This window comes from Persephonella sp., from assembly GCF_027023985.1.
Lineage (GTDB): Bacteria > Aquificota > Aquificia > Aquificales > Hydrogenothermaceae > Persephonella_A.
The window spans coordinates 45517-69661 of the sequence record NZ_JALVTW010000015.1; the positions used below are offsets into that span (position 1 = coordinate 45517).

Sequence of the window (24145 nt, forward strand, 5' to 3'; positions counted from 1 at the left end):
TTTATTTAAAGCCATCTTTTACCTTTTTCCTTTATTACCTGTTTCAGGTATGGAGCACTCTTTAAATCTACTATATCTACCTTATAAGGAAGGTTACTTTCCTCTAGAATATACCTTAGTTGAGACAATTTTCCACTTATATCCTTATCTAAATCAAAGGCTAAGTCTATATCTGAATACTGGGTATTTCTTCCTTCTGCCCGTGAACCAAAAAGATATACCTTTACATTTTCCCCTTTAAAAAATTGCTGCAAAAACTCTTTTAAATCTTCAATGGTTTTTACTTTTTGTGCTTTAAACATGCCGAAAGTTTCCAGTTTTAAGAATTATTTCACAGCATCAAAGTAATAATGTCAACAAAAAAAGGGGCAAAAGCCCCTTCAGAATTATTTATTCATCAGTTCAACAGCTTCCAGAACCTCAAGTCCAGATTCATGGATAGAAGTTTTACCGATAAATCCTGCAAGTCTTGCAACAGCTATCTCTTTTTCAAATGTTTCTTTATCAAGTCCGGACAGCTTAATTGCTTCTTCCCAGTTTTTAGGAAGTATTCTTACTCTTTTTTCTTTAACATACAGATTTCCAACCTGTTTTATAGCCTGTAGAATTCTAACTATAACAGGGTTTATTGGGTTTGCTATTCCTTCTGGGACTCCGGAGAGAGCTTTCTTAAGCAGTTTTCCCGCTTCTGTAAGTCTAATTCCATTGTTTGGAAGAACATCAAGGATATATCTTGCTTCTAATTTGTTAACAGCATATTGAACTTCTTCTTTGAGGGTTTCATCAAATTCTTTGAATAGCTCATCAAGGAACATTCCGTATTCTGGAATTTTATGGAGAACCATAAGCTCAAATCTTGTAAGGTTTGGTAGTCTTCTTACTGTGTAAGCAAGTTCTTCATAAAGTTGACCGGATTTTGTTGGGTATCCACCACCAACCAGATGTTCATTGACAGCCTCTTCATACCAGTGGTAGTTTGGTGCTCCAAATTCTGTTTTGGTAATAGATATAGCTTTTACACCTGTTGAGGTTATTTCTCTAACACCTTTTTCTTTTATATCCTGAAGAACTCTTTTTCCGTGGTTTGTCAGTTTATAAACAGTTTTTCCTGTTTTTTCATCTATTTCAGATTTAACAAGTTCAAAAGCTTCGAGGGAGTAAAGACTTTCTTTTACCGTGTCATAAAGCTTTTCATACCATTGGTTTCCTTTTTCCCAGAAATGTTTGAACAGGTCTTCTATCGTAAACAGTTCAGCCCATTTTTTCTTAAGCTCTTCTTTTTTCTGATATCCCATAGCCTGATTAATCATTCTGCCGTAAAACTCAATCAGGTGTTTATACTCTTTAAGAGGCTTTTCCATGAGATAGTGGACTATCTCTTCTGCTGTTGGAACAACTTCAGGGTTAGTTTTGTTTTTTTCCCATACTTTTTCAATTCCGATTAATAGTTCTTCGTCTAATGTCTCAAGGTTAAATGTTTTAACAGGTCTGTATTCCCTTTCACTCCAGAGTTTATAAACCTCAAGTAAAGCTTCTCCAGCCGGAAGAATATTTCCTTCTGCATCAATAAATGCCAGTTCTTCCAGAACTTCAGCTTCCTGTGGAGTTAAGGCTTCCATCCCACTATCAAGGACTTTTAGCAGTGCATACATATAATCTTCATTTATTATTGTTTCAAGGGATGGTGCCATTGTTTGAACTACCTTCTGGACAGCCTGTCCAAGTCCTGAAAGTGTATAAACATCAGAGTTTGGAACTGAGAATGAGATAAGTCTCATACTTTCAAGAACAAGTGGAAATCTACTATGTTCAGGAAGCATTTTTGTTTCTGCTGGACCTGTTGGCATAGAAGCAATATAGTTTCCAAGTTCTTTTGAAATCACAAGTCTTGGTTTTGCTTTTGTGTAAATGTCATAAACAGCTTTTGCATACTCATTTATTTCTTTGAACCAGCCTTTTTTCTCTTCATGAACTTCCTGCGCAAAACCTCTTTCTCTAAGTGGTTCAAATGTTTCTTCTCCTGTTAATCCACCACTTAAGATAGCAGCTTCTATCATTGCAATAACTTCAGAACCTATCCATCTAAATCTATCGTCCCACTCAGAAGGATGTTTGATAAGACCCTTTTTAATCATTTCTTCAAGGATATAAACAAGATTTCTTCCCCAATATGTCAGTGTATATTCAATTGGGGAATTGCCCTGTTCCAGCAGATTTTGAAGTTCCAGTTCAACATAAGGGTCTTCTTCTGCTTTGATTGTAATCTGGCAGGCAAGACCTTTTTCTTCCTGTGATTTTGCGTTTAAAAGTGCAAGTGCATGCTCTTTTCTAATAACCATAATAGCCCTCCTATTATTTTTTTCTTCATTATTTAAGATAATCCTTTATTAAAATTTTGTCAAATAATTTTAGTGAAACTTTTATAAATTTTCAGTTTGGCAACAAATACGGGATAAGTCATTTAATAATAAGATAAAATATTTGTTAAACATTTTAAGCCATAGGAGATATAAATGGACGAAAAAATCCTTTCTGCCCATGGATTAACTGTTGAGGAATACAAAAAAATTGTTGAACTTATAGGTAGAGAGCCTAACGAGGTTGAACTTGGAATATTTGGGGCTTTATGGAGTGAACACTGTTCTTATAAATCATCTAAACCTTTTTTGAAGGTTTTTCCAACAGATGCACCATGGGTTTTGCAGGGCCCCGGTGAAAATGCCGGAATTGTTGAGATAGATGATAAATATGCTGTTGCATTCAAAATAGAAAGTCATAACCACCCCTCATATATAGAACCGTTTCATGGGGCAGCAACAGGAGTCGGTGGAATTATCAGAGATATTCTCTCAATGGGAGCAAGACCTGTCTGTGCTTTTGATAGCCTTAGATTTGGCGATCCAAGAAAAGATGGAACAAGAAAAAATATAAAAGATGCAAAGCCTATTGTTCATGGAGTTGTTGAAGGAATTGGGTTTTATGGAAACTGTATAGGTGTTCCAACAATAGGTGGTGAAATTGTATTTGATGAGGTTTACGCAGGAAACCCTCTTGTAAATGCCTTCTGCCTTGGAATACTTGAAAAAGACAAAATTTTCAGAGCAAGAGCCACAAAAGTGGGTCAAAAAATGGTTATGGTAGGCTCTGCCACAGGTAGAGATGGAATACATGGAGCCACAATGGCGTCTGCAGAATTCTCTGAAGAGTCTGAAAGCAAAAGACCAAATGTCCAGATAGGTGACCCATTTTTTGGAAAAAGACTTGTTGAATGCACCCTTGAGGTAATGCAAAAAGACCTGATTGTCGGCTGTCAGGACTTTGGAGCTGCAGGGTTGGCAGGTTCAACATCAGAGTTTGGTTCAAAGTCAGGAATGGGTGTTCGGGTTTATCTTGAAAATGTTCCCCTCAGGGAAGAAGGAATGACCCCTTATGAGATACTCCTCTCCGAATCTCAAGAGAGAATGCTTTATGCTGTAGATGAGGAAAATGTTGATGAAATTATAAAAATTGCAAAATCTTACGGACTTGAGGCGGCAGTAATAGGAGAAACAACAGACACAAAAAGAATGGAAGTCTTCTATAAAGGCGAAAAGGTTGCAGACTTGCCTATCTCTGCAATAGTTGATGATGCCCCTGTTTACAACAGACCAAGAAAAGAGCCTGAATATCTAAAAGAAACAAGAGCCTTTGACCAGAATAATCTTCCGGAAATTGATATAAAAGAAGCCATAGAAAAAGTTTTATCTTCCCCAACCATTGCCAAAAAAGAATGGGTTTACAGACAATATGACCACGAGGTTGGTATAAATACCGTTGTAAAACCTGGAAGTGATGCAGCTGTTTTAAGGGTTAAATGGGCTGTAAAACCTGAAATCAATAGTGAAAAAGCAGTGGCAATATCCTCAGACGGAAACGGTAGATGGGTTTATCTTGACCCTTATGAAGGTGGTAAAAGGGTTGTCATTGAAGCTGTTAGAAATGTTTATATCTCAGGTGCAAAACCACTTGCAATAACAGACTGTCTCAACTGGGGAAATCCTGAAAACCCAGAAATTATGTGGCAGTTTGAACAGGCAACAAAAGGAATGGCAGATGCCTGTAGACAGCTAAATACACCTGTTATTAGTGGTAATGTGTCCCTGTATAATGAAACGGTTCTACCAGACAAAAGAATAAATGTTTATCCTACTCCTACTGTAGTTGCTGTTGGAGTATTAGATAGACCTGAAGATGCGATTCCATCTTTTTATCAAGAAGAAGGAGATGTTATTGTCCTGATTGGAGAAGTAAATAAACAGCCTACAGTAAGCGGCAGCGAATATCTCAAAGAAGTCCACGGAATAGTATCAGGGGCAATTTCACCTGTTGATATAGAAATAGAAAAGAAACTTATGGAGTTTATTCATTCAAACAGGGAAAAGATAAAATCTGCCCATGATGTATCAGACGGTGGACTTATTACAGCTATTTTAGAGCCTGCATTTGCAGAAGAAAAAACATTTGGACTTGATATTGAGATAAATACAGAACATAGACCAGATTTTGAACTATTCGATGAGATGAGAAGTATTATTGTGATAAGTGCTGCTGAAGAAGATATTCCTCAGCTTGAGGCGAAAGCAAAAGAATTAGGCATAGGATTTAAAGTTGTTGGAAAAGTCAAAAATGAACCTGAATTAAATCTAAAAATTGGAAATGTTTCCATAACAGAAGATATAAACAATCTCAGAACTCTATGGGAAAACAGCCTGCCTAAGATTTTATAAAAAGGGGGATACTCCCCCTTTTTTTCAACAACGATTAATTTCTACATAAAGAGCCGGAACTGTTACGATAGAGGAAGGGGCATTAGGAGGAGCAGCTACAGAATTACTTCCGTTATCAAAATAAAGATAAAATGGAATTTCTGTCATAAATACCTTTGTTTTAGCACCTGAATTACATGCACCCTCCCAAAATGCAGTTCCCATCAAACTTGTTCCATTGTTATGATAGACATCCTCCGAACCACCATCAGCAAAAAATATAGTAGATGTTGAAAAATCCCCATAAGCAGCAACTTTATTAGGGTCAGTGCTAAAATCCGTAAGACCTGTAATATTCACCTGACGGCTGTTATAAGATGTATCAAGGCCTATGTAATAGGGAGGATTATACAAGTTATCGTCATTTACATACCAGTAAACACCTTTATCTCCGGAAGAGATATCAATTATACTTGCTACGGTATATTCTTTATGATTAACATTATCTCTAACTTCCCAGATACATATCCACCAATCATTATATGTAGTTCCGTTTATCTTCACATCAACAAAAGGAACCATTGTGATAAATGAAGCCAGAATTTTCCCTGCAGAATCACCAGGATTATCAGCTATAGCTCTACTCAAATTACGGGCAAAAGCATCAACCAGATTTTTATCAGCCCAGTTACAGCTACTTTTTGATGTTTTCCTTACATCCAGATCAAAATTTGAGCTATTTTTTGTAAGTATTCCGGTCATCCTATTGGCTACAACATTTGCATTGATATTTACATCTACATGATTATTAAATGTATCATTTCCGCTTAGAGACATATCCACAGAATTTCCGGATATACTACCTGTTATATCCTCTTTCCATAAACTACCTCCTATCCAGCCTTTGCCGGATAGGGAACCGCCGGACTGGTTTATCTCCAAACATACAGGATACTTAACCACACCAGAATAAGTAGAAACCTGATAGCTACCTTCCCATACACCGCTTACACCTGAAGAACCACTACTGCCACCTCCGCCTCCACCACAGGAAACGAAAAAGGCAACAGCAAAGGAGAAAAATGTTCTGAAAACTACCCTGCCAAACATTTTGACCACCTCCTTATATACATATGGCAGGAGAAAAAGCAGATCTCATTCATTAAGTTGATGATTTTTATAGCCTAAAGCAATATTTTTATAAATATTGGGAATAAACATTTATATAAGCATATATGTGGAACATTGTTTTAAAATAATTAGAAAAAGCAGCGGGTAGAGTAATGGAATGTAATTGTAAGAGCAAATTTAACGCAGTTTTTATGAAAAATCTGGAATGGTATCTAAACTATGTTTATGACGGGTATAAAAAGGGTTTGTTCTCAAAAGCAGGGAAAGATGTTCTTGAAATTGGAGCAGGAACAGGTATAAATCTCAAATACTATAAACCGGGGACAAATCTGACAGTTATTGAACCTTCCAGAGAAATGCTTGATTATTTTTTAGAAAAAGCAAAAAAATATCCGTTGAATATACATGTAAAGCAAGGTTTCGCAGAAGAATTACCTTTTGAGGATGAAAGTTTTGATACTGTAGTTTCTACTCTTGTTTTATGTAGTGTCAAATCTCCAAGAAAGGCTATAGAGGAAATAAAAAGGGTTCTTAAAAAAGATGGATATTTTATTTTTATTGAGCATGTAAAAGCCCCTAAAAACACAATCACTCATAAAGTCCAGAAATTTGTCCAGCCTGTATGGAAATGGACATTTGAAGGCTGCGATGTCCAGAGAGATACAGGAAAGCTAATAGAAGCCTATTTTCCGGAAGTTCAATACAAAACACTCAGATTTAACAGTCCATTTATACCGGTAAATTACCATATAATAGGGTATGCTAAAAAAAGCCAGTCCTGAAAATCTTTATAAACATGTTGAGTTTCTCACATCAATAAAGCCTTTTAGGAATTATTTACTTCCAGAATCTTTGGACAAAGCGGCAGAATACATAAAAAATCAGTTTTCTATTTATACCTCTCATATAACAGAACAAAAATTTCGTGTGGAACACAATGAATACAAAAATATAATAGCCTCAATAAACACAGATAAAAAAGAAAGAATAATAATTGGAGCCCATTATGATGTAGCTGGAGATACTCCGGGGGCAGATGATAATGCCAGTGGAATAGCAGGTTTAATTGAATTACTTAGATTACTGTATCAGGAAGAACTCCCTTATAGAATAGACTTTGCAGCATATTCTCTGGAAGAACCGCCATTTTTTGAAACAGAATATATGGGCAGTTATATCCATGCCCATTCCCTTCACAAAAAAAATGCAAAAATCAAAGTTATGATATGCCTTGAGATGATAGGATATTTCTCTGACCAAAAAGGTTCACAACAATTCCCATTGCCATTTTTTAAACTGCTTTATCCAGATACAGGAAATTTTATAGGTGTCGTTGGCAAAATAGGACAAAAAAAGATAACAATAAAAATAAGAGAACTTATGAAAAAAGGCGGTAAAATTCCTGTTTACTCAATAAATGCTCCTTCAATAATCCCCGGGGTTGACCTCTCAGACCACAAAAATTTCTGGAAATTCGGATATCAGGCTGTTATGATTACAGACACAGCATTTTATAGAAATCCGAATTATCATAAAAGAACAGACACAGTTAACACACTGGATTATAAAAGAATGGCAGAAGTGATAAACGGTCTTTACTACGCACTAAAAAATATATAAAGGCTTTAAGATGGCTAAACCAAGGGTTAAACACTATTTAATAAATGAAAAGCACGAAGATCCAGGAATAGTAATAGAGATTGATTCTATCGGAGAGTATATTCTGTTTGATGTTGGGAATATTAGAAGACTGGACAGACATCTGATTAAAAAAATAAACAAGATTTTTATAACCCATACCCATATGGATCATTTTATCGGCTTTGATAATCTTCTGAGAAATAAAATTGGGAAAGAACAAACAGTTGAAATATTTGGGATAGCTCCTCTTGCTGATAATGTTTATTGCAAACTACAGGGATACACATGGAATTTGGTGGAAACAGAACCACAACTTATTTTCAGACTAAAACAGTATAACGACGGCCTTTTTGAAACATTCCAGTATGATATAAAAAGAAAATTTGCAAAAGATTTTATACGTGAAGAAAAGGCAAAAACAGATGTAATTTATGAAAATCAGTATTACCGCGTTAGATTTGCTGTTTTAGACCATAAAATTCCTGTTATGGGATACAGTTTTGAGTATAAGGATAGATTTTTGTTAAAAAAAGAAAAAATAAATGAGCTCCCGCTAAAAGGTAGAGAAATAGGAGAGTTTAAAGAGTTTTTACAAAATCAAGAAAACAAAGGCAAAAAATTCAAAATTGGGAATAAAGAGTTTGACTGGGAGTATCTAAGGGAAGAATACGGTTATATCCAGAAGGGAATAAAAATCTCATATATAACAGACGTTGTTTTTTCTGAGGAAAATGTTGAGAAAATAGTCCAGCTTATAAAGGGTTCTGATGTTTTATATTGCGAATCAGTTTTTCTATCAGAAGACAAAGAACAGGCAAGAAAGGTTTATCACCTAACCACAGACCAAACGGCATACATAGCAGAAAAAGCAAATGTTAAGAAACTAATCGTTTTCCACTTCTCCCGCCGCTATGGAAACAATAAGGAAAAAATCCTAAACGAAATCAAACAACTATTTCCAGAGGTAGAGTAAAAATCCTTTGCTACTTACAGACCGTATATTAAAATTTGATTATAATATGTGTCAGAAAAGGTCTTTGACTTATTGCACAAACATTCTTAGTTTTATTTCAGGATTATCCAAAAATAGTCTATTACTTGAAAGTTTATTATTTTTAGACTAACTTAATACTATAAGGAAAGAATTGTAGGTGCTTACATGAAAACCATAAAGTCTATGAATGCTTTTAAAACAAGCTACATAGCAGATATTAAGGAAAGGTTGGGTTTTAAAGTAAGGGTTTCTCCCCGAAGAAAAAACTCTGAAAGAAAAATAAAATGCCCAGATTTTCATGCAAAATTTATCAGTGAAGCCATAAAAATTCTGCAAAAAGAAGGGAAACCATTAACATACAGGAACATACAGGAAAAAGCATTCAAACTGTATCAAAAAGCACAATCAGAGAATAAAGTAAAAAAATATTTTAACTCTATCAAAGTAAGCAAATCATTATCTAAAGAGGACATAAAAGATATATTAGACTCAGAGGTTTTTGAACTTGAAAGTTAAAGTAATGGTCGACACAAACGTTTTAATTTACTTTTTAACAGACATAGAGACTGAACACAAAGAAAAAATAAAAAAGCTTTTTGAACAAGAAAACAAATACCAGTTTGTAATAACTACACGGATATTAGATGAGCTTATTTTCAAACTAATTATCATTCAGAGCGGGAAAAATTTCAAATATTTAAAAGATAACAAAGACGTTTTGAAAAAATACAGTTCTACAATAGACATTGTAAAAAACTTTTTCAAAGAGTTTAGTTTTAAAATCTACGAGATAAAAGAAAAACACTACTGGAAATTAAAGAATGTTATTGACAAATATGGATTGATAGGTAATGATGCCCTGACTTTTATTGTAATGAAGGAGAATAACCTGAAATACATTGCGACTACAGATAAAGATTTTGAACACATTCCCGCAGTAAACGTCCTAACTAATCTTTAAACCTTGTCATCCAGATTTACCTATAATAATCAGTTTTTTTTCTATACATTCACCTTGTCTCTTAAATCCTCTGGGATGTGGTCTTTTATCATTTCAAGGAATTGTTGTTCATCTATGGTTGGAACTCCAAGTTGCTGGGCTTTTCTCAGTTTTGAGCCGGGATTTTCTCCAACTACGACAAAGCTGGTTTTCCTACTTACAGAACTTGTAGCCTTACCTCCCAGTCTCTCAACTATTTCTTGTGCTATCTCTCTTGAACAGCAGTGCAAACCACCTGTGAAGACAAATGTCTTTCCATCAAAAATATGTTCAATTTTTTCCTCTTCTTCTTTGCAGGTCTGGACTCCAAGTTTTTTGAGCTCATAAATTGTATTTAAATTTTGTTCGTTGTGGAAAAAGTCGTATATACTTCTTGCAACCACATAACCTATATCCGGTAGCTGCTCTAACTTTTCTATTGACCAGTCTTTCAGGTCTTCTACGCATTTTATATACTCTGCAAGGGTTTTAGCTGTAACTTTACCTACGTATCTTATACTTAGACCTGTTATTAGTCTGTGGATTGGCCTGTGTTTTGATTCTTCAATGGATTTTCTGAGATTTTCAACAGATTTTTCTCCGAAGCCCTCAAGCTGTTTTATTTTGTCATAGGGAAGTCTGTAAATATCCGGAATACTTCTTAAAAATCCAAGTTTATAAAATCTTCTGACAATCGCTTCTCCAAGGCCTCTAATATCCATTGCATCTTTAGAGGCAAAATATATAATTCTTTCAACAACCTGTGCAGGACAGTTTATGTTGATACATCTCCAGACTGCCTCTCCAGGTGGTTTTACCAGTGGTGAACCGCAGGATGGGCAGTTTTTAGGGAATACTATAGGTTTTTCTTCTCCAGTCCTTGCCTCTTTTATTACTTTAACCACATAAGGTATAACATCACCGGCTCTTTCTATAAGGACTGTATCACCAATTCTTATATCTTTTTCTCTTATAAAATCTTCATTGATTAGAGAAACAGAAGAAACAATTACACCTCCTATCTCCACAGGTTCAAGTTTTGCAACAGGAGTTACTGCCCCTGTTCTTCCTACCTGAAAAACTACTTTTATTATTTTGGTTGTTGCCTGTCTTGCCTTGAATTTAAAGGCTATAGCCCATCTTGGATGATGTGATGTAACTCCTAATTTGTCATAAAGGGATATATCGTTTACCTTAACAACCATTCCATCTATTTCATAAGGGTATTCATCCCGTTTTTCCTGCCATTCCTCGCAATACTGGATTACTTCATCTATGCCTTTGCAGACCTTTATTTCTTTGTATGGACTTTTAAAGCCCAGTTCATAAAGCATTTTTATAGCTTCATGATGTTTTTTGATTTTTGTCCCAAGTAGATTATTTCCCTCTTTATCAACTGCATAGGTAATCTGGTAAACAAAGGCCTCAAGACCTCTTTTTGCTACTTCTTTAGGGTCTTGAAGCCTAAGAGATCCTGCTGCCGCATTTCTTGGGTTTGCAAAAGGCGGAAGACCTTCTTCCAACCTTTCCTGATTTATTTTTTTGAATAAATCCTTTCTTATCAAAACTTCCCCTCTTATTTCTACTTTGTGTATTCCGTATTTTTCAAAATCTGCAGATAAAGGAATGGTTTTTATTGTCCTAAGATTAGGTGTTATATCCTCACCTACTATTCCATCTCCTCTTGTTGCTCCTCTGACAAAAATATTATTTTCATAAACAAGTGCTATTCCTGCCCCATCAAATTTTGGCTCAACAGAGTATTCAACAACATCAAGTCCTGTAATTTCACGAACCCGTCTATCAAAATCCCTCAAATCATCTTCGTTATATGAGTTGTCAAGGGATAACATTGGTGCTAAATGTTTTACTTCTGGAAACTCTTTTGTAAGTCCTGAGGCTACCCTTTGGGTTGGAGAGTCTGGAGTAACAAGCTCAGGATATTTTTTTTCTATATCTTTTAGAAGATGAAACAGTTTGTCATATTCATAGTCTGATATTACTGGATTTGCAAGGACATAGTATCGCCAGTCGTGGTATCTGATAACTTCTCTAAGTTCTTCTGCTATTTTTTTTGCTTCTTCAATATTTTTTATATCATCTATTGAAATTTTAAGAAGTTCCTTTGTTTTTTGTATAAGCTCTTTTTCTTTTTCAGGTGTATACATCAGTGCTGCCCCTTTATAATTTCTACTCCATGGCTTGTTCCTATTCTGTTTGCTCCTGCTTTAATCATTTCGACAGCTGTTTTGTAGTCCCTTATACCGCCTGCAGCTTTTATTTTTATTTTTCCTTGAGATAATTCTTTCCATATTTTTATATCCTCTAGTCTGGCTCCCTCAGGTGCAAAACCTGTTGAAGTCTTTATAAACTCTGCACCGCTGTTTATAACAATTTCCAGTGCTTTTTTCTTTTCTTCCTCGGTTAGATAGGCTGTTTCTACTATTACTTTATGGACTACTCCCTGTGTATATGAGATTATTGTTTTCAGCTCACTTTCCACAAAACTATAATCCCCTGATTTAAAAGCTCCTATATTCCATACTATATCAAGTTCTTCTGCTCCATCGGAAATTGCAGTTGAGGCTTCAACCAGTTTTGTTTTTGGTTGATTTGCACCAAGAGGAAATCCTACAACACTGCAAACTTTTATGTCTGTTCCTTGAAGGAGTTTTTTTGCAAATTTTATATAAAATGGATTTACGCAAACAGCATAAAATTGGTGTTCTATTGCTTCCTGACAGAGTTTTTCTATATCCGAGTATGTTGCATAGGGTTTTAGATTTGAATGGTCAATATATTTGTTTATTTTCAAAGACGAATCCATACCATAAATCTCCTTCCCTTCCTTGTTCACTCTGGGTTATTTCTTTTATCTTCTTTAGATTATTTTTTTCGGCCATTTCAAGTAATTCATGTTTCTCTTTTTCTTTGTAAATACCTGATATAAGTAGATATTTATTAAATAGTTTTGCTATATGGTCAAAATATTTTCGGAAGATATCTATCTGGAGATTTGCAAGGATTATATCGTATTTGCCCTCTATTTCATCGGCTGAGGCTTTTTTACATTTTATCTGGACTTCATTTTCCCATGCGTTGTCTTTACATTCTTTTACTGCTTCATCCTGTATATCAACAGCAACCACATCTACCCCTAATTTTGCTGCTGCTATTGCTAATATTCCGCTACCTGTGCCTATATCGAGAACAGTATCTCCTTTTTTTACAAATTCAGGAATAAGCTTTAGCATTATCTGGGTTGTTGGATGTAAACCTGTTCCAAAGGCCATTCCTATTTTAAGTTTTATCGGAATTAGAGAACCGGTATAAATCTCCCATTCTGGAACAATAACAAATGGAGGAATTTCTATAGGTTTAAAGTTTTCTTTCCATTTTTCTTCCCAGTTTTCTTCAGGAATATCCTCTTCTAAGATTAAGGTTCCGCTACCTAAATCCTCAAATATTTCCTGAACTGCATTTTTCAACCCTTCCAGTTCCTCATCCTGAACATAAAGGGCAAAAACTACTTCCCTTTCATCTCTGTTTAAAATTTCTATTCCGTATCCATTTAATTCCACAACAAAGACTTCAAATAAAGGTGCCGGTAAGGAATAGATTAACTTTTTCATTTATCACTCTCAAGGTTAAATATTAAATTTCCATATGTATCATACTCTATTTTTATTTTTACTTCCTTGCCGTTTATCTGTCTATAGGTTTTTATATAATTTGATATTTCTACCTTACCGTTGCTTTTAATTTTTATTTTTCTAACCTGCTTAGCTTCATCAACAGTGAGAGAGTAAATGATTTTCAGATGAATTCCATCGTTATGGGGGATTTCTTCAATTTTCTCTATTTCAGGGAGAGGGGCATTTTCTATCTTGTCTATCCAGTCTTCATATAAATCTTCCTGCTCAACAACGATTTTTGCCCCTTCCTCTATCTTTTCAACAGGCAAAGTAGCAAGTTCTTCATCAAGTATAGCTTTTATATAGCTGAAAATTTCTCTAAAATTATTCTCTACTTCTTTCCGAAGACCTTCTTCCAAAATTTACTCCTCTTCTTCTTTTCTGTATCTATTATAAATATAATCATCAACTCTAGTTATCTCTACTTTAGGTATTCTCATAAGGGCGTTTTGCTGTTCTTCTGCACTTTCTGCATATCTTCTCTTTATTTCTTCATGGATAAACTCCAGCAGATATTCTATCTGCTTCTGCATCTGCATCATCTGTTCTCTCATCCTCAAAATTGCATCAACACCTGCAAGATTTACCCCAAGTTCCCTTGTTAGAAATAATATAAACTCAAGTTTTTCAATATCTTCCTGTGAATAGAGCCTTGTTTTACCTTCTGTTCTGGAAGGTGTTAAAAGACCTTCCCTTTCATATAGCCTAAGTGTCTGCGGATGAATGTTAAACATCCTTGAAACTGCACCTATCATATATAAAGGTTCTTTTTTACTTTTTTTGCTTTTTTTCATGGCTTACCACCCCTCTATTATGGTTTTTCAAATCTTGTTGAAGGTTTTGGTAATTCTTTAGCTAAATCCTCAACAAGTTTTTTAGCTTTTCTGGAAAGCTCTTTTTTAGACGGAATAATCACATTAACAACAACTACCAAATCCCCGTATCCTGAAGATTTCAGGCGTGGCATACCTTTTCCATGGATTCTTATCTGCTGTCCGCTTTGTGTTCCTTCAGGTATTTTTATTTTCTCTGTTTTACCGTCTATTGTTGGTATTTCAAGTTCTGTTCCTGTAATTGCTTCGGCAACATTTATATTAACCTTTACATACAGATTGTCTCCTTTTCTTTCAAATAGCCAGTGTGGTTGAACATTAACTATTATCCATAAATCCCCTGGAGGTCCTCCAAATCTGCCTGAGTGTCCTTTGCCTGGAACCCTTAATTTTGTTCCATTATCAACTCCAGGAGGAATTCTGACCTTTACTGTTTCTGTTTTCATTACAAGACCACGGCCATTACATGCATCACAGGGCTCCTGTATGTAGCCTTCTCCCTGACATCTTGGACATGTCTGAGTTATATGCATAAATCCAGAGGAATAAACTATCTGTCCTGTTCCACCACATTCCGGACATGGAATTGGCTGGCTTCCAGGTTTTTTACCTGTTCCGGCACATTTTTCACATATTACATACCTGGGAACTTCTATAGTTAATGTTGTTCCTTTGTATGCATCTTCCAGAGAAATAGTTACTGTTTGATATATATCTTCTCCTCTTTCGCTTCTGTATGCTCTTCTTCTCTCTTCTTGGGTTCTCCTTCTCCTGCTACCACCACCGAAAAAGTCTGTAAAGTTAAACAGGTCTTCAAGTATGTCATCTATATTCATTCCAAAGCCGCCAAAACCGCTGAAGCCTTCTTCTGCTCCAGCTCCAGAAGCGCCTGAAAATGCAGCATGGCCAAACTGGTCATACAGTTTTCTTTTTTCTGGGTCAGAAAGAACCTGATATGCTTCGCTTATCTCTTTAAATTTTTCTTCCGCTTCTTTGTTATTTGGATTAAGGTCCGGGTGATATTTTCTTGCCAGTCTTCTGTATGCCTTTTTTATTTCATCCTGGGTTGCGTTTCTGCTTACCCCGAGTATCTCATAGTAGTCTTTTTTTGCCATTTATTTCTCCCCGGAATGATTTTTATTATCAGTTTAAATATATAACTTTAGTGAGGTATTGTCAAATTTTTGGGAGGATTATTGTTAGATTTTTGAAAAGAGTTTTATAATTTCTGTCAAAGCTGGCAATTATTTATTTTTGTAATCAAACTCCCAGTAAATCGTAGGTAATACACCATATTTATCATAAATTTCCCATTCCAAGTTGTTAATTTCTTCAAGTATTTTATATCTGTCTTTGGGAGTCTTGGGTTTAATTTTTAATCCTATATCAGCCTCTACATCTTCTGGGACTTCGATAATTTCTGCTTTTTCAATTCCACTTATACTATCTATCTTTTTTAAAATCTCTCCGATATATTTTATTTCCCTAACAGCAGCCATTTTTAATCACCTCTTCAAAGTATGAAAAGAGTTCATTTATTTTTAATTTATCTTCTTTATCAAATTCCATATTTAAATAATCAGCCTTTCTTCTTAATTCGTATAATTCCCTATAATTCTTTGAAAAAATTTTCAATTCTTTTTTTGAATATATGTCATTTTCCATACAATAACGAGAGAAATACGAAACTATTCCCAAATGTTTCCATTTACCGTGTGGAGGCTCCTTTAAGATAGACTGCATATAATTAAAAACAGAAAAATACAAATTAGAAGCCAAAGAATATAATAAACCCTCTTTATCTGATAATTTTGCTATATATAATCTCTCTAAAGATTTTTGTTGATATATATTTTCCATAATCGTCTATTTATTTTCCTTTTTTAACCTTACCTCCACCCCAAGTCTATGGGCTTCCAGTCCTTCTGCAGTTGCAAGCTGTCTTGCATATTTTTCAACTCTATTAAAGCCTTCTTCTGTAACATAGATAATGGAGGATTTCTTCACAAAATCATAAACCCCCAGAGGTGAGGAAAATCTGGCAGCCCTTCCTGTTGGTAAAACATGGTTAGGCCCCAGTATGTAATCTCCAAGGGGCTCTGTTGCATACTCGCCGAGGAAGATAGCGCCGGCATGTTTTATTTTATCAAGTAGCTTAAATGGTTCCTGTGTAATAATCTCAAGATGTTCAGGCGCTATATAGTTTGATACTTCTGTTGCTGTTTCAAGGTTATCAACAATAAAAGCATGACCATAATTTTCCAGAGATTTCCTTGCTATAGCCTCCCTTGAAAAGTTCACAAGATATTTATTGTAAATAATATCTTTTACTTCCTGAGCCAGTTTTTCTGATGTTGTAACCAGTATTGCTGCAGCAAGTTCATCATGCTCAGCCTGGGATAAAAGGTCTGCTGCAACCCATTCAGGTTTTGCTGTTTCATCAGCTATAACAAGAATTTCTGAGGGACCTGCTATAGAATCTATATCCACATATCCATAAACATTTTTTTTGGCAAGGGCAACAAATATATTTCCTGGGCCTACAATTTTATCAACTTTTTTTACTGTTTCTGTCCCATAGGCCATTGCACCTATAGCCTGTGCACCGCCAATTCTGTAAACAGTCTCTATTCCGCATATATATGCAGCTGCAAGGGTATAAATATTAGGATTAGGAGAACACATTACAATTTCTTTAACGCCTGCAACAATGGCAGGGGCTGCGTTCATAATCACTGTTGAAGGATAAGCAGCTTTCCCTCCGGGAACATATAGACCTGCCCTCTCCATTGGGATAACTTTCTGGCCAAGAAGCATCCCCTCTTCTTCTACAAAAAATGAGTTCTCCTTCTGGGCTTCGTGGAATTTTCTTACTCTTTCATAAGCCACTTCAAGAGCCCATCTTGTATCCTCATCTATGCTTTCGTAAGCCTTTTCCAGTTCAGAAAAAGGAACAATTAATTCTTCAGGAGTTAGTTTTACACCATCAAATTTTTCTGTATATTCAAGAACGGCTTCATCTCCTCTTTCTTTTACATTTTTTAGTATCTCTTTGACAGAATCTTCAAACTGTTCAACTTCCATCTCACTTCTTTTTATAAGATTATCCAGTTCCTTGCTGTGAAGATAATTTTTCCCTCTTAAATCAACTATTCTCATGGCTACCCTCTATTTACTGAAAGTATTTCAAATATGATAACATTTTTACCATGAAGCATATAAAAGTTAAAAATCTTAATATTGTGTTCACAGAAAAAAACGACGGTAATATGAGAGAACCTTCCAATAGGAAAAAATTAGTTAATAAATTTCCCATTAAAAGTCTGCTAATCCCTAATCAAAAACACACAGCAAATATAGTATTTCCTGAATATATAAACCAGGAAGCTGACGGGGTTGTGATAGATGAAAATAATATAGCCGGAGGTGTTCTTACAGCAGACTGTATGCCTATAGTTTTAACAGATTTTAATAGGCTTGTTGTTATCCATGCAGGCTGGAAAGGGCTTTTATCAGGGATAATCCAAAAGGGTATTGAATTTTTTGAAAAAAAGGAAAATATTTATGCCTTCATAGGAGCCCACGCAAGAAAATGCTGTTATGAAATTCAACAGGATTTCATTGAAAAAAATAGTATTGAAAAAAAATATATTTACAAAGAAAATAATAAACTTACATTTGCCATGGCAGAGCTTGTAGCCGATATATTAAAAAAGTATGGCATAAAGCAAATAGAGGACATATCTATGTGCACCATTTGCAGTGGTAATTTGTTTTCATATAGATTAGGAAATTTTAATGAAAGAATCTTAACATTTGCATGGTTGGAGGAGTAGATGGGATTAAAGGAGCTTATAAACAAATTTACAGGAAAAAGGAAATTACAGATTGAAAAAGGTGAATGGATTAAATGTGATAAATGTAAAACCCTTTTGTATAGCGAAGACCTGAAAAAAAATATGAAAATCTGCCCACATTGTGGATTTAATTTCCGTATGAATTCACGGGAAAGGGTTGAAATGTTTCTTGATGAGATTTATTCCTATGACCTTTTCCCTAAAATAAAACCTGTTGATATTCTGGGTTTCAAAGACACAAAAAGATATAAAGACAGACTAAAAGAAGCACAAAGTAAAACAGGGTTAAATGATGCCATAATAATCGCAAACGGTAAGATATATGACCGAGAAGTAGTCCTTGCTCCTATGGATTTTAGATTTATGGGCGGAAGTATGGGCAGTGTTGTAGGGGCTAAATTTGTCAGAGGAGCCGAATATGCAATTGAGAAAAAAATTCCATTTATCACCATAACAGCTTCCGGCGGTGCCAGAATGCAGGAGAGTATAATTTCCCTTATGCAAATGGCAAAAACATCAATAGCCGTTGATAAGATGAATAAAGCAGGTATTTTGTATATCTCCATCCTAACAGACCCTACAATGGGTGGTGTTTCTGCCAGTTTTGCATTTTTAGGGGATGTGATTATTGCCGAGCCAGAATCTTTAATCGGTTTTGCTGGACCAAGGGTTATTGAACAAACAATAAAACAACAACTTCCTGAAGGCTTTCAAAGGTCAGAATTCCTTCTAGAAAAGGGACAGATAGATATGGTTGTGGACAGGAAAAATCTTAAAAAAACAGTTTATACACTTATAAAGCAGCTTCATGGATAAGAAAATTCCTGTTATCAGCATTGTTGGTGCCCATAACAGCGGTAAAACCACATTTATAACTGCTGTTATTAATATTTTGTCTTCAAAAGGCTATAAAATTGGAGCAATAAAACACGATCCTAAAGGAAAAGCCCAGCATGACACTCCCGGGAAAGATAGCTACAAAATGTTCGAAGCCGGAGCAAGACAGGTAATCCTGGCTTCTCCCAATAGAATCACTTCTTTTATAAGAGACCCTGATTACACGGTAGATGATCTGATAAATATCTATATGCTTCAAGACCTTGATTTAATCATTATAGAAGGATTTAAATCTTACAAAAATACAGATAAATATGAAGTTATCAGAAAAGAAGAAAACAGAGAACTTATTATTTCCGAAAAAGATGGGCTTAAAGGTGTAATAACAGATTACTATCCTTTCAGGAAAACCTTTGATATTAATAATCCTGCTGAATTTGCCGAATATATAGAAATCCATTATCTAAAAAAGCAAAAGGATTTATAATATTTATTCTGGATATCAACGAGAGGTAAATAATGAGACTCTATGCCGTATTTGCAGGCACAGTCCAGGGTGTAGGATTCAGATATTTTGTTAGAAATATTGCAAAGGAAATGGGCGTTAAAGGTTATGTCCGTAATCTGCCTGATGGAACAGTTGAAGTAGTTGCCGAAGGAGATGAACAAACACTAAGGGATTTCCTTAAAGCAATAGAACAGGGTCCACCTCTTGCTGAAGTGACCGATATAAGATACCAGTTTGAAGACAAAGAAGGGGGTTTCACAGACTTTGAAATTCTTTATTAGAGTTTTTGTATTACTTGTTATCATAAATTTAGCTGCCAGTGCTTTAACATACAAAGTAAAACCCGGAGATTCCCTTATAAAAATAGCCCATAAATATGGAGTTCCTGTAAAAGAAATTATCAAGGCAAACCATCTAAAAAAACCTTACAAAATATATATAGGGCAAAAGCTAATAATACCTGTTAAAAAAGAAACCAAACACAAAAAAAATATCAAAATCATAATACACAAAGTAAAACGTGGAGAAAGCCTGATTAAAATAGCAAAAAAATATCATGTTTATACAAAAGACATAATTGAATTAAACAATCTAAAAAAACCCTACCGTCTGTATGTAGGGCAAAAATTAAAAATACCTGTCAAAATAAAACCTAAGAAAGTATCATCAACTACCACAAGGAAGTATAAAACTTACTGCAAGGTAAAACACAAAGTAAAAAAAGGAGAATCCCTATCAATCATAGCAAATAGATACGGAATATCCCTTCGTAGTCTCAAACTGATGAACCACTTGAGAAGCAATTATATCTATCCGGGACAGGTTCTTTGTGTTAGAAAAGGAATAAAAACCACAACTTCAAGACAATCTGTTGCAAAAGCAACAGATATATACATCAAAAAAGAAAGAATAGTCAAAAAGAAAATAATCATACACAGGGTTAGACCGGGAGAAAGTCTCGGCAAAATAGCCAGAAAATACGGAACAACTGTATCTAAGCTTATCAGACTTAATCATCTAAGAAAACCTTACATAATACATCCTGGACAAAAACTAAAAGTTGAAAAAGTTGAGGTAAGCTATATCAAAAAAATAGAGAAAAAAGGGAATTCATCCCTTAGCTTTTTGTGGCCTGTTAAAGGGGAAATTATTAATAAATTTGCAAACACAGCATACAAAAGACATCTTGGTATAGACTTGGCAACTGATTGCGGCGTTCCTGTTAGAGCAGCGGAAAGCGGTGAAGTTATTTATGCAGGAAGCAGTATAAAACCCTATGGAAAACTGGTTATTATCAGACATGCAGGAAAGTTTAACACTGTATATGCACATCTTGGAAAAATAAATGTCAGGGAAGGTCAGATTGTCAGAAAAGGAGATATTGTTGGATATACCGGCAATATGGAAAATATAAACGGATGTGGACTTTACTTTGAGATTAGAAAAAATGCTATACCTGTTGATCCCCTTGCATTTCTAAATAAATCAACTAAATAAACTGTTAGAATATATTATCTAAACAAAATTTCATATTTGAGGTAACAATGGAAGGTAAAAAATATCAAGAATTTCCCAGAATAAAAAGACTTCCTGAATATGTATTTGCAATAGTAAATGACCTGAAAGCAAGGTTAAGGAAAGAGGGAGAAGATATTATAGATTTTGGTATGGGAAATCCTGACCTTAGACCTGCACAACATATAATTGACAAGCTATGCGAGTCTGCAAGGAAAAAAACAACCCACAGATACTCTATGTCACAGGGTATTCCAAGACTAAGAAAAGCTATAGCTGATTTTTATAAAAACAGATACGGTGTAGAATTAGACCCTGAAGAAGAAGCTATTGTTACAATAGGTTCCAAAGAAGGATTATCCCATTTAATGCTTGCGATGTTATCTCCAGGGGATATGGTATTGGTTCCTTCCCCAAGATATCCTATACACTACTATGCACCTGTTATAGCGGGAGCCTCTGTTTTAACGGTTCCACTTCCTCTTGAAGGTTCTGACAGTGAAAAACAGGAACAGTTTTTGAAAAATATATATGAATCCTACAAAGACAGCTATCCTGAACCAAAGGTTTTAATACTTAATTTTCCAAATAACCCAACCACAATGACCGTTGATATAGAGTTTTTTAAAGAGATAGTTAAATTTGCCAGACAAAAAAATATGTGGATTATTCATGATTTCGCTTATGCAGACCTATGTTATGACGGCTATCAGGCACCAAGTATTCTACAGGTTGAAGGGGCAAAAGATATTGCAGTTGAAACCTATTCCTTGACTAAAGGTTTTTCTATGGCAGGATGGAGAGTTGGTTTTGTCCTTGGAAATCCAACTTTAATCTATAACCTGAAAAGACTGAAAAGCTACCTTGATTACGGAACATTTACACCTATTCAGGTAGCGAGTATAATAGCACTGGAAAGTGATTACTCAATTGTCGAGGAAGCAAGGGATACATATAACGAAAGACTTAATATACTTGTTGATGGGCTGAATAAGGCAGGCTGGTCTGTAGAAAAACCAAAAGCAACAATGTTTTTATGGGCAAAAATCCCAGAAGATTTTCAGCACATGGGTTCAATAGAGTTCAGTAAAAAACTTCTAACAGAAGCAAATGTGGCTGTAGCCCCTGGTGTAGGATTTGGCGAACATGGAGAAGGATATGTCAGATTTGCCGTTGTTGAAAATAATAAAAGAATCAGACAGGCAGTCCGGAATATCAAAAAATTCTTTAAAAAATACAGACAGCAGGCACAGATTAAATGAAACAGCTTTCCACCCTTGAGGTAAAACATCTTAAAAAGGTATATAGAGAAAGAACTGTTGTTAATGATGTCTCCCTTTATGTTCAGGAAGGAGAGATAGTAGGGTTACTTGGTCCAAACGGAGCAGGAAAAACAACAACTTTCCGTATGCTTTTAGGTTTTATAAAACCTGACGGTGGAAATATTTTTTTAAATGGAGAAGATATTACAAACCTCCCCGTCTATGAAAGGGCAAGAAAAGGTATATCATTTCTCCCTCAGGAAAGTTCAATATTCAGAGACCTTACAGTCTGGGAAAATATAGTTATGTTCCTTGAATTTCAGACAAACGACAGAGTAGAAATTGAGGAAAGGGCAAAATCTTTACTGGAAGAATTCGGTATATACCGTCTCAAAAACCAGAAGGCCTCAACACTGTCCGGTGGAGAAAGGAGAAGACTGGAAATAGCCCGTTCTTTGATAATAAACCCTTCCTTTTTACTTCTTGATGAACCATTTGCAGGGGTAGACCCTGTATCTGTTCAGGATATAAATGGTTTAATCAAAGATTTAATAAAAAGGGATATAGGGGTTATCCTAACAGACCACAACGTCAGGGAAACATTAAAAATCACAGACAGGGCATACATACTTGCCCACGGAAGAGTAATCGCAGAAGGAACACCTCAGGAAATTATTGAAGACCAGACAGTCCGGAAAATATTCCTTGGTGATGAGTTTACCCTTGCCTGATTAATCCTGTATCTCAAATAGTTTTTCCCGAGATGTTTCTCCTCGGACAAGTTTTATTCTGGATTTAGGCACATTAAGATAATCAGAAAGTAATTCTACTACCTTCTTATTTGCCTTACCTTTTTCTGGAACTACAGTAACTCTAACTTCATAAAAATTTTCTTCTATCTGTTTTATCTCATTCTTTTTAGCATTTGGTTTTACTTTTACTTTGATAATCATTTCCACCCCTGTAAATCAATGTTAAAATTAAATTCTACCATGGAAATTTTTAAGAATATTGTTGTCTTATTATCCGGAGCATTTATATATCTGTCTGTTTCCATTTTATCAGGACAGATAATCCCTGAAGATACCCTAAAAAACATGTATTGGTTTGCTTTTACGGTTATTGCAATAGCAGGATTTGTAATTACCTTTGCCGTAAACAAATTTTTGTTTAGATTATGTGTCATCAGGGCTGGAATATTTGCATTCTTAAGCTTTATTCTCCTTATTTCCGCATTATTTGTGCTTAGATAGGAGGACTTGATGGGAAACCTTTATCTTGTGGGTTTCATGGGAAGCGGTAAATCTACAGTAGGAAAAATAATTGCCCAGAAGACAGGGTATAAATTTGTTGATATAGATAAGTTTATTGAAGAAAGAGAAAATAAAACGATACCCCAGATTTTTGAAGAACATGGAGAAAGCTACTTCAGACAGCTTGAGAAACAGGTTATTCAGGAATTTACAGAAAAGTCAGGATATATAGTCTCAACAGGAGGCGGGCTTGGAGCTGATATTGAGAATATGGAGAAAATGAAAGAAAGCGGCACAGTTGTTTGGCTTGATGTGTCCCTTGAAGAAATATTAAAACGAACAGAAAAAGACAGCACAGAAAGACCATTACTGAAAAATCCAAGAGAAAAGGTAGAAAAGCTATATAAAGACAGAAAAAAAGTATATTCTATGGCCGATATCCATATAAAAGCAGAAAACAAATCCCCGGAAGAAATAGCACAGGAGATTTTAGATAAATGGAGCTCTTTACAGGTATAGATATAGTTGAAAATAACAGAATAGAAAAGGCTTACAAAAAGTATGGTAAAAGATTTTTAGACAAGATATACACAGAAAAAGAGCAAGCATATTGTCTGCAAAAAACAGATCCTATTCCCTGTTTATCTGCAAGATTTGCAGCGAAGGAAGCATTTGTGAAAGCATTTAATCAAGCTTTTGGAAAAAATCTATCATATAAGGATATAGAAATATTAGGTAGATACAACAAACCTGCACAAATTTTGCTGCACCATCAAGGCTCCGGAAGTAGTATCTCTCAAAACCGCTTAAAATATAGCCTTTCCATATCCCATGAGAGAAATTATTCTGTGGCAATAGTTATAATATATATAACCTGATGCAGTAATTTTACTGC

The 24145-nt window shown here is 35.1% G+C and carries 29 protein-coding genes; 16 read left to right on the forward strand and 13 right to left on the reverse strand.

The annotated features are described in order from the left end of the window. Positions 1 to 5: 5 nt before the first annotated feature. Together MVE07_RS04070 and MVE07_RS04075 are read right to left on the reverse strand one after the other, a co-directional pair. Positions 6 to 302 (reverse strand): nucleotidyltransferase domain-containing protein, encoded by a 297-nt coding sequence (locus tag MVE07_RS04070; RefSeq protein ID WP_297454347.1) that lies wholly within the window; start codon positions 300 to 302, stop codon positions 6 to 8. An 84-nt stretch (positions 303 to 386) separates the two neighbouring features. Then, a complete protein-coding gene (locus tag MVE07_RS04075; protein ID WP_297454351.1) occupies positions 387 to 2339 on the reverse strand; it encodes a DUF505 domain-containing protein in 1953 nt (650 codons plus the stop codon). 174 nt (positions 2340 to 2513) lie between these two features. Here MVE07_RS04075 and purL point away from each other — a divergent pair, with 174 nt between their 5' ends. Further along, a complete protein-coding gene (gene purL, locus MVE07_RS04080; protein ID WP_297454354.1) occupies positions 2514 to 4766 on the forward strand; it encodes a phosphoribosylformylglycinamidine synthase subunit PurL in 2253 nt (750 codons plus the stop codon). Positions 4767 to 4790: 24 nt separating this feature from the next. Here the strand turns inward: purL and MVE07_RS04085 are convergent, their stop codons facing one another. Then, the gene (locus MVE07_RS04085; RefSeq protein WP_297454356.1) at positions 4791 to 5855 is read right to left on the reverse strand and encodes a hypothetical protein; all 1065 of its coding nucleotides are present in this window, start codon (positions 5853 to 5855) and stop codon (positions 4791 to 4793) included. 173 nt (positions 5856 to 6028) lie between these two features. Between MVE07_RS04085 and MVE07_RS04090 the strand changes: the two genes are divergently transcribed. The 5 genes from MVE07_RS04090 to MVE07_RS04110 all read left to right on the forward strand — a co-directional run bounded on the left by MVE07_RS04090 (position 6029) and on the right by MVE07_RS04110 (position 9472). Then, positions 6029 to 6658, forward strand: coding sequence for a class I SAM-dependent methyltransferase (locus MVE07_RS04090; protein WP_297454361.1), 630 nt, complete (start codon positions 6029 to 6031; stop codon positions 6656 to 6658). Next, a complete protein-coding gene (locus MVE07_RS04095) occupies positions 6636 to 7496 on the forward strand; it encodes a M28 family peptidase (RefSeq protein WP_297454365.1) in 861 nt (286 codons plus the stop codon). Before MVE07_RS04090 ends, MVE07_RS04095 begins: the two co-directional genes overlap by 23 nt. Before the next feature lie 10 nt (positions 7497 to 7506). Continuing rightward, positions 7507 to 8490, forward strand: coding sequence for a ribonuclease Z (locus tag MVE07_RS04100; protein ID WP_297454366.1), 984 nt, complete (start codon positions 7507 to 7509; stop codon positions 8488 to 8490). 186 nt (positions 8491 to 8676) lie between these two features. Continuing rightward, on the forward strand, positions 8677 to 9027 hold the full coding sequence (locus MVE07_RS04105; RefSeq protein ID WP_297454368.1) for a hypothetical protein: 351 nt from the start codon (positions 8677 to 8679) through the stop codon (positions 9025 to 9027). Then, positions 9017 to 9472, forward strand: coding sequence for a PIN domain-containing protein (locus tag MVE07_RS04110; protein ID WP_297454371.1), 456 nt, complete (start codon positions 9017 to 9019; stop codon positions 9470 to 9472). Before MVE07_RS04105 ends, MVE07_RS04110 begins: the two co-directional genes overlap by 11 nt. A 41-nt stretch (positions 9473 to 9513) precedes the next feature. Here the strand turns inward: MVE07_RS04110 and ligA are convergent, their stop codons facing one another. The 9 genes from ligA to hisD form a co-directional block, all read right to left on the reverse strand. Beyond that, positions 9514 to 11658 carry an NAD-dependent DNA ligase LigA gene (ligA, locus tag MVE07_RS04115; protein ID WP_297454374.1) on the reverse strand — a complete coding sequence of 715 codons (2145 nt, stop codon included), beginning with the start codon at positions 11656 to 11658 and terminating at the stop codon, positions 9514 to 9516. Beyond that, complete coding sequence (deoC, locus tag MVE07_RS04120) at positions 11658 to 12317, reverse strand: deoxyribose-phosphate aldolase (protein WP_297454377.1); 660 nt, start codon at positions 12315 to 12317, stop codon at positions 11658 to 11660. The genes ligA and deoC overlap by 1 nt, the downstream gene beginning before the upstream one ends. Continuing rightward, the gene (locus tag MVE07_RS04125; protein WP_297454380.1) at positions 12283 to 13122 is read right to left on the reverse strand and encodes a 50S ribosomal protein L11 methyltransferase; all 840 of its coding nucleotides are present in this window, start codon (positions 13120 to 13122) and stop codon (positions 12283 to 12285) included. Before MVE07_RS04125 ends, deoC begins: the two co-directional genes overlap by 35 nt. Further along, positions 13119 to 13544: a hypothetical protein gene (locus tag MVE07_RS04130; protein ID WP_297454382.1), complete on the reverse strand. Its 426-nt coding sequence runs from the start codon at positions 13542 to 13544 to the stop codon at positions 13119 to 13121. The genes MVE07_RS04125 and MVE07_RS04130 overlap by 4 nt, the downstream gene beginning before the upstream one ends. Positions 13545 to 13547: 3 nt before the next feature. Continuing rightward, positions 13548 to 13979 (reverse strand): helix-turn-helix transcriptional regulator, encoded by a 432-nt coding sequence (locus MVE07_RS04135; RefSeq protein WP_297454385.1) that lies wholly within the window; start codon positions 13977 to 13979, stop codon positions 13548 to 13550. 17 nt (positions 13980 to 13996) lie between these two features. Continuing rightward, positions 13997 to 15133, reverse strand: a complete 1137-nt coding sequence (gene dnaJ, locus MVE07_RS04140; RefSeq protein ID WP_297454388.1) for a molecular chaperone DnaJ — start codon at positions 15131 to 15133, stop codon at positions 13997 to 13999. Between the two features lie 129 nt (positions 15134 to 15262). Further along, entirely contained in the window at positions 15263 to 15517 is a 255-nt protein-coding gene (locus tag MVE07_RS04145) for a hypothetical protein (protein WP_297454390.1), read from the reverse strand. Continuing rightward, positions 15504 to 15878 carry a hypothetical protein gene (locus MVE07_RS04150; RefSeq protein ID WP_297454393.1) on the reverse strand — a complete coding sequence of 125 codons (375 nt, stop codon included), beginning with the start codon at positions 15876 to 15878 and terminating at the stop codon, positions 15504 to 15506. Before MVE07_RS04150 ends, MVE07_RS04145 begins: the two co-directional genes overlap by 14 nt. A 6-nt stretch (positions 15879 to 15884) precedes the next feature. Beyond that, positions 15885 to 17177 carry a histidinol dehydrogenase gene (hisD, locus tag MVE07_RS04155; protein WP_297454396.1) on the reverse strand — a complete coding sequence of 431 codons (1293 nt, stop codon included), beginning with the start codon at positions 17175 to 17177 and terminating at the stop codon, positions 15885 to 15887. A gap of 50 nt (positions 17178 to 17227) precedes the next feature. On the opposite strand from hisD, the gene MVE07_RS04160 reads away from it, so the two are divergent. Genes MVE07_RS04160 through lptB form a run of 7 tightly spaced genes read left to right on the forward strand, consistent with a single transcriptional unit; the run spans position 17228 to position 22728 of the window. Beyond that, positions 17228 to 17854, forward strand: coding sequence for a polyphenol oxidase family protein (locus MVE07_RS04160; RefSeq protein WP_297454397.1), 627 nt, complete (start codon positions 17228 to 17230; stop codon positions 17852 to 17854). Further along, positions 17855 to 18691, forward strand: coding sequence for an acetyl-CoA carboxylase, carboxyltransferase subunit beta (gene accD / locus MVE07_RS04165; RefSeq protein WP_297454400.1), 837 nt, complete (start codon positions 17855 to 17857; stop codon positions 18689 to 18691). Continuing rightward, positions 18684 to 19199 (forward strand): molybdopterin-guanine dinucleotide biosynthesis protein B, encoded by a 516-nt coding sequence (gene mobB / locus MVE07_RS04170; protein ID WP_297454403.1) that lies wholly within the window; start codon positions 18684 to 18686, stop codon positions 19197 to 19199. The genes accD and mobB overlap by 8 nt, the downstream gene beginning before the upstream one ends. A 32-nt stretch (positions 19200 to 19231) precedes the next feature. Then, on the forward strand, positions 19232 to 19501 hold the full coding sequence (locus MVE07_RS04175; RefSeq protein WP_297454406.1) for an acylphosphatase: 270 nt from the start codon (positions 19232 to 19234) through the stop codon (positions 19499 to 19501). After that, entirely contained in the window at positions 19485 to 20717 is a 1233-nt protein-coding gene (locus tag MVE07_RS04180) for a LysM peptidoglycan-binding domain-containing protein (protein WP_297454408.1), read from the forward strand. The genes MVE07_RS04175 and MVE07_RS04180 overlap by 17 nt, the downstream gene beginning before the upstream one ends. A gap of 47 nt (positions 20718 to 20764) precedes the next feature. Continuing rightward, entirely contained in the window at positions 20765 to 21997 is a 1233-nt protein-coding gene (locus tag MVE07_RS04185) for an aminotransferase class I/II-fold pyridoxal phosphate-dependent enzyme (protein ID WP_297454411.1), read from the forward strand. Next, complete coding sequence (gene lptB, locus MVE07_RS04190; RefSeq protein ID WP_297454414.1) at positions 21994 to 22728, forward strand: LPS export ABC transporter ATP-binding protein; 735 nt, start codon at positions 21994 to 21996, stop codon at positions 22726 to 22728. The genes MVE07_RS04185 and lptB overlap by 4 nt, the downstream gene beginning before the upstream one ends. Here lptB and MVE07_RS04195 read toward each other — a convergent pair whose 3' ends face one another. Then, complete coding sequence (locus MVE07_RS04195; protein ID WP_297454417.1) at positions 22729 to 22950, reverse strand: DUF167 domain-containing protein; 222 nt, start codon at positions 22948 to 22950, stop codon at positions 22729 to 22731. 18 nt (positions 22951 to 22968) lie between these two features. Between MVE07_RS04195 and MVE07_RS04200 the strand changes: the two genes are divergently transcribed. From MVE07_RS04200 to acpS, 3 genes are read left to right on the forward strand one after another with little or no spacing between them, the layout of a single operon-like run. Next, positions 22969 to 23250, forward strand: a complete 282-nt coding sequence (locus MVE07_RS04200) for a hypothetical protein (RefSeq protein ID WP_297454420.1) — start codon at positions 22969 to 22971, stop codon at positions 23248 to 23250. 9 nt (positions 23251 to 23259) lie between these two features. Continuing rightward, positions 23260 to 23769 (forward strand): shikimate kinase, encoded by a 510-nt coding sequence (locus MVE07_RS04205; RefSeq protein WP_297454423.1) that lies wholly within the window; start codon positions 23260 to 23262, stop codon positions 23767 to 23769. Next, positions 23748 to 24128 carry a holo-ACP synthase gene (gene acpS, locus MVE07_RS04210; protein WP_297454426.1) on the forward strand — a complete coding sequence of 127 codons (381 nt, stop codon included), beginning with the start codon at positions 23748 to 23750 and terminating at the stop codon, positions 24126 to 24128. The genes MVE07_RS04205 and acpS overlap by 22 nt, the downstream gene beginning before the upstream one ends. Positions 24129 to 24145 lie beyond the last annotated feature (17 nt).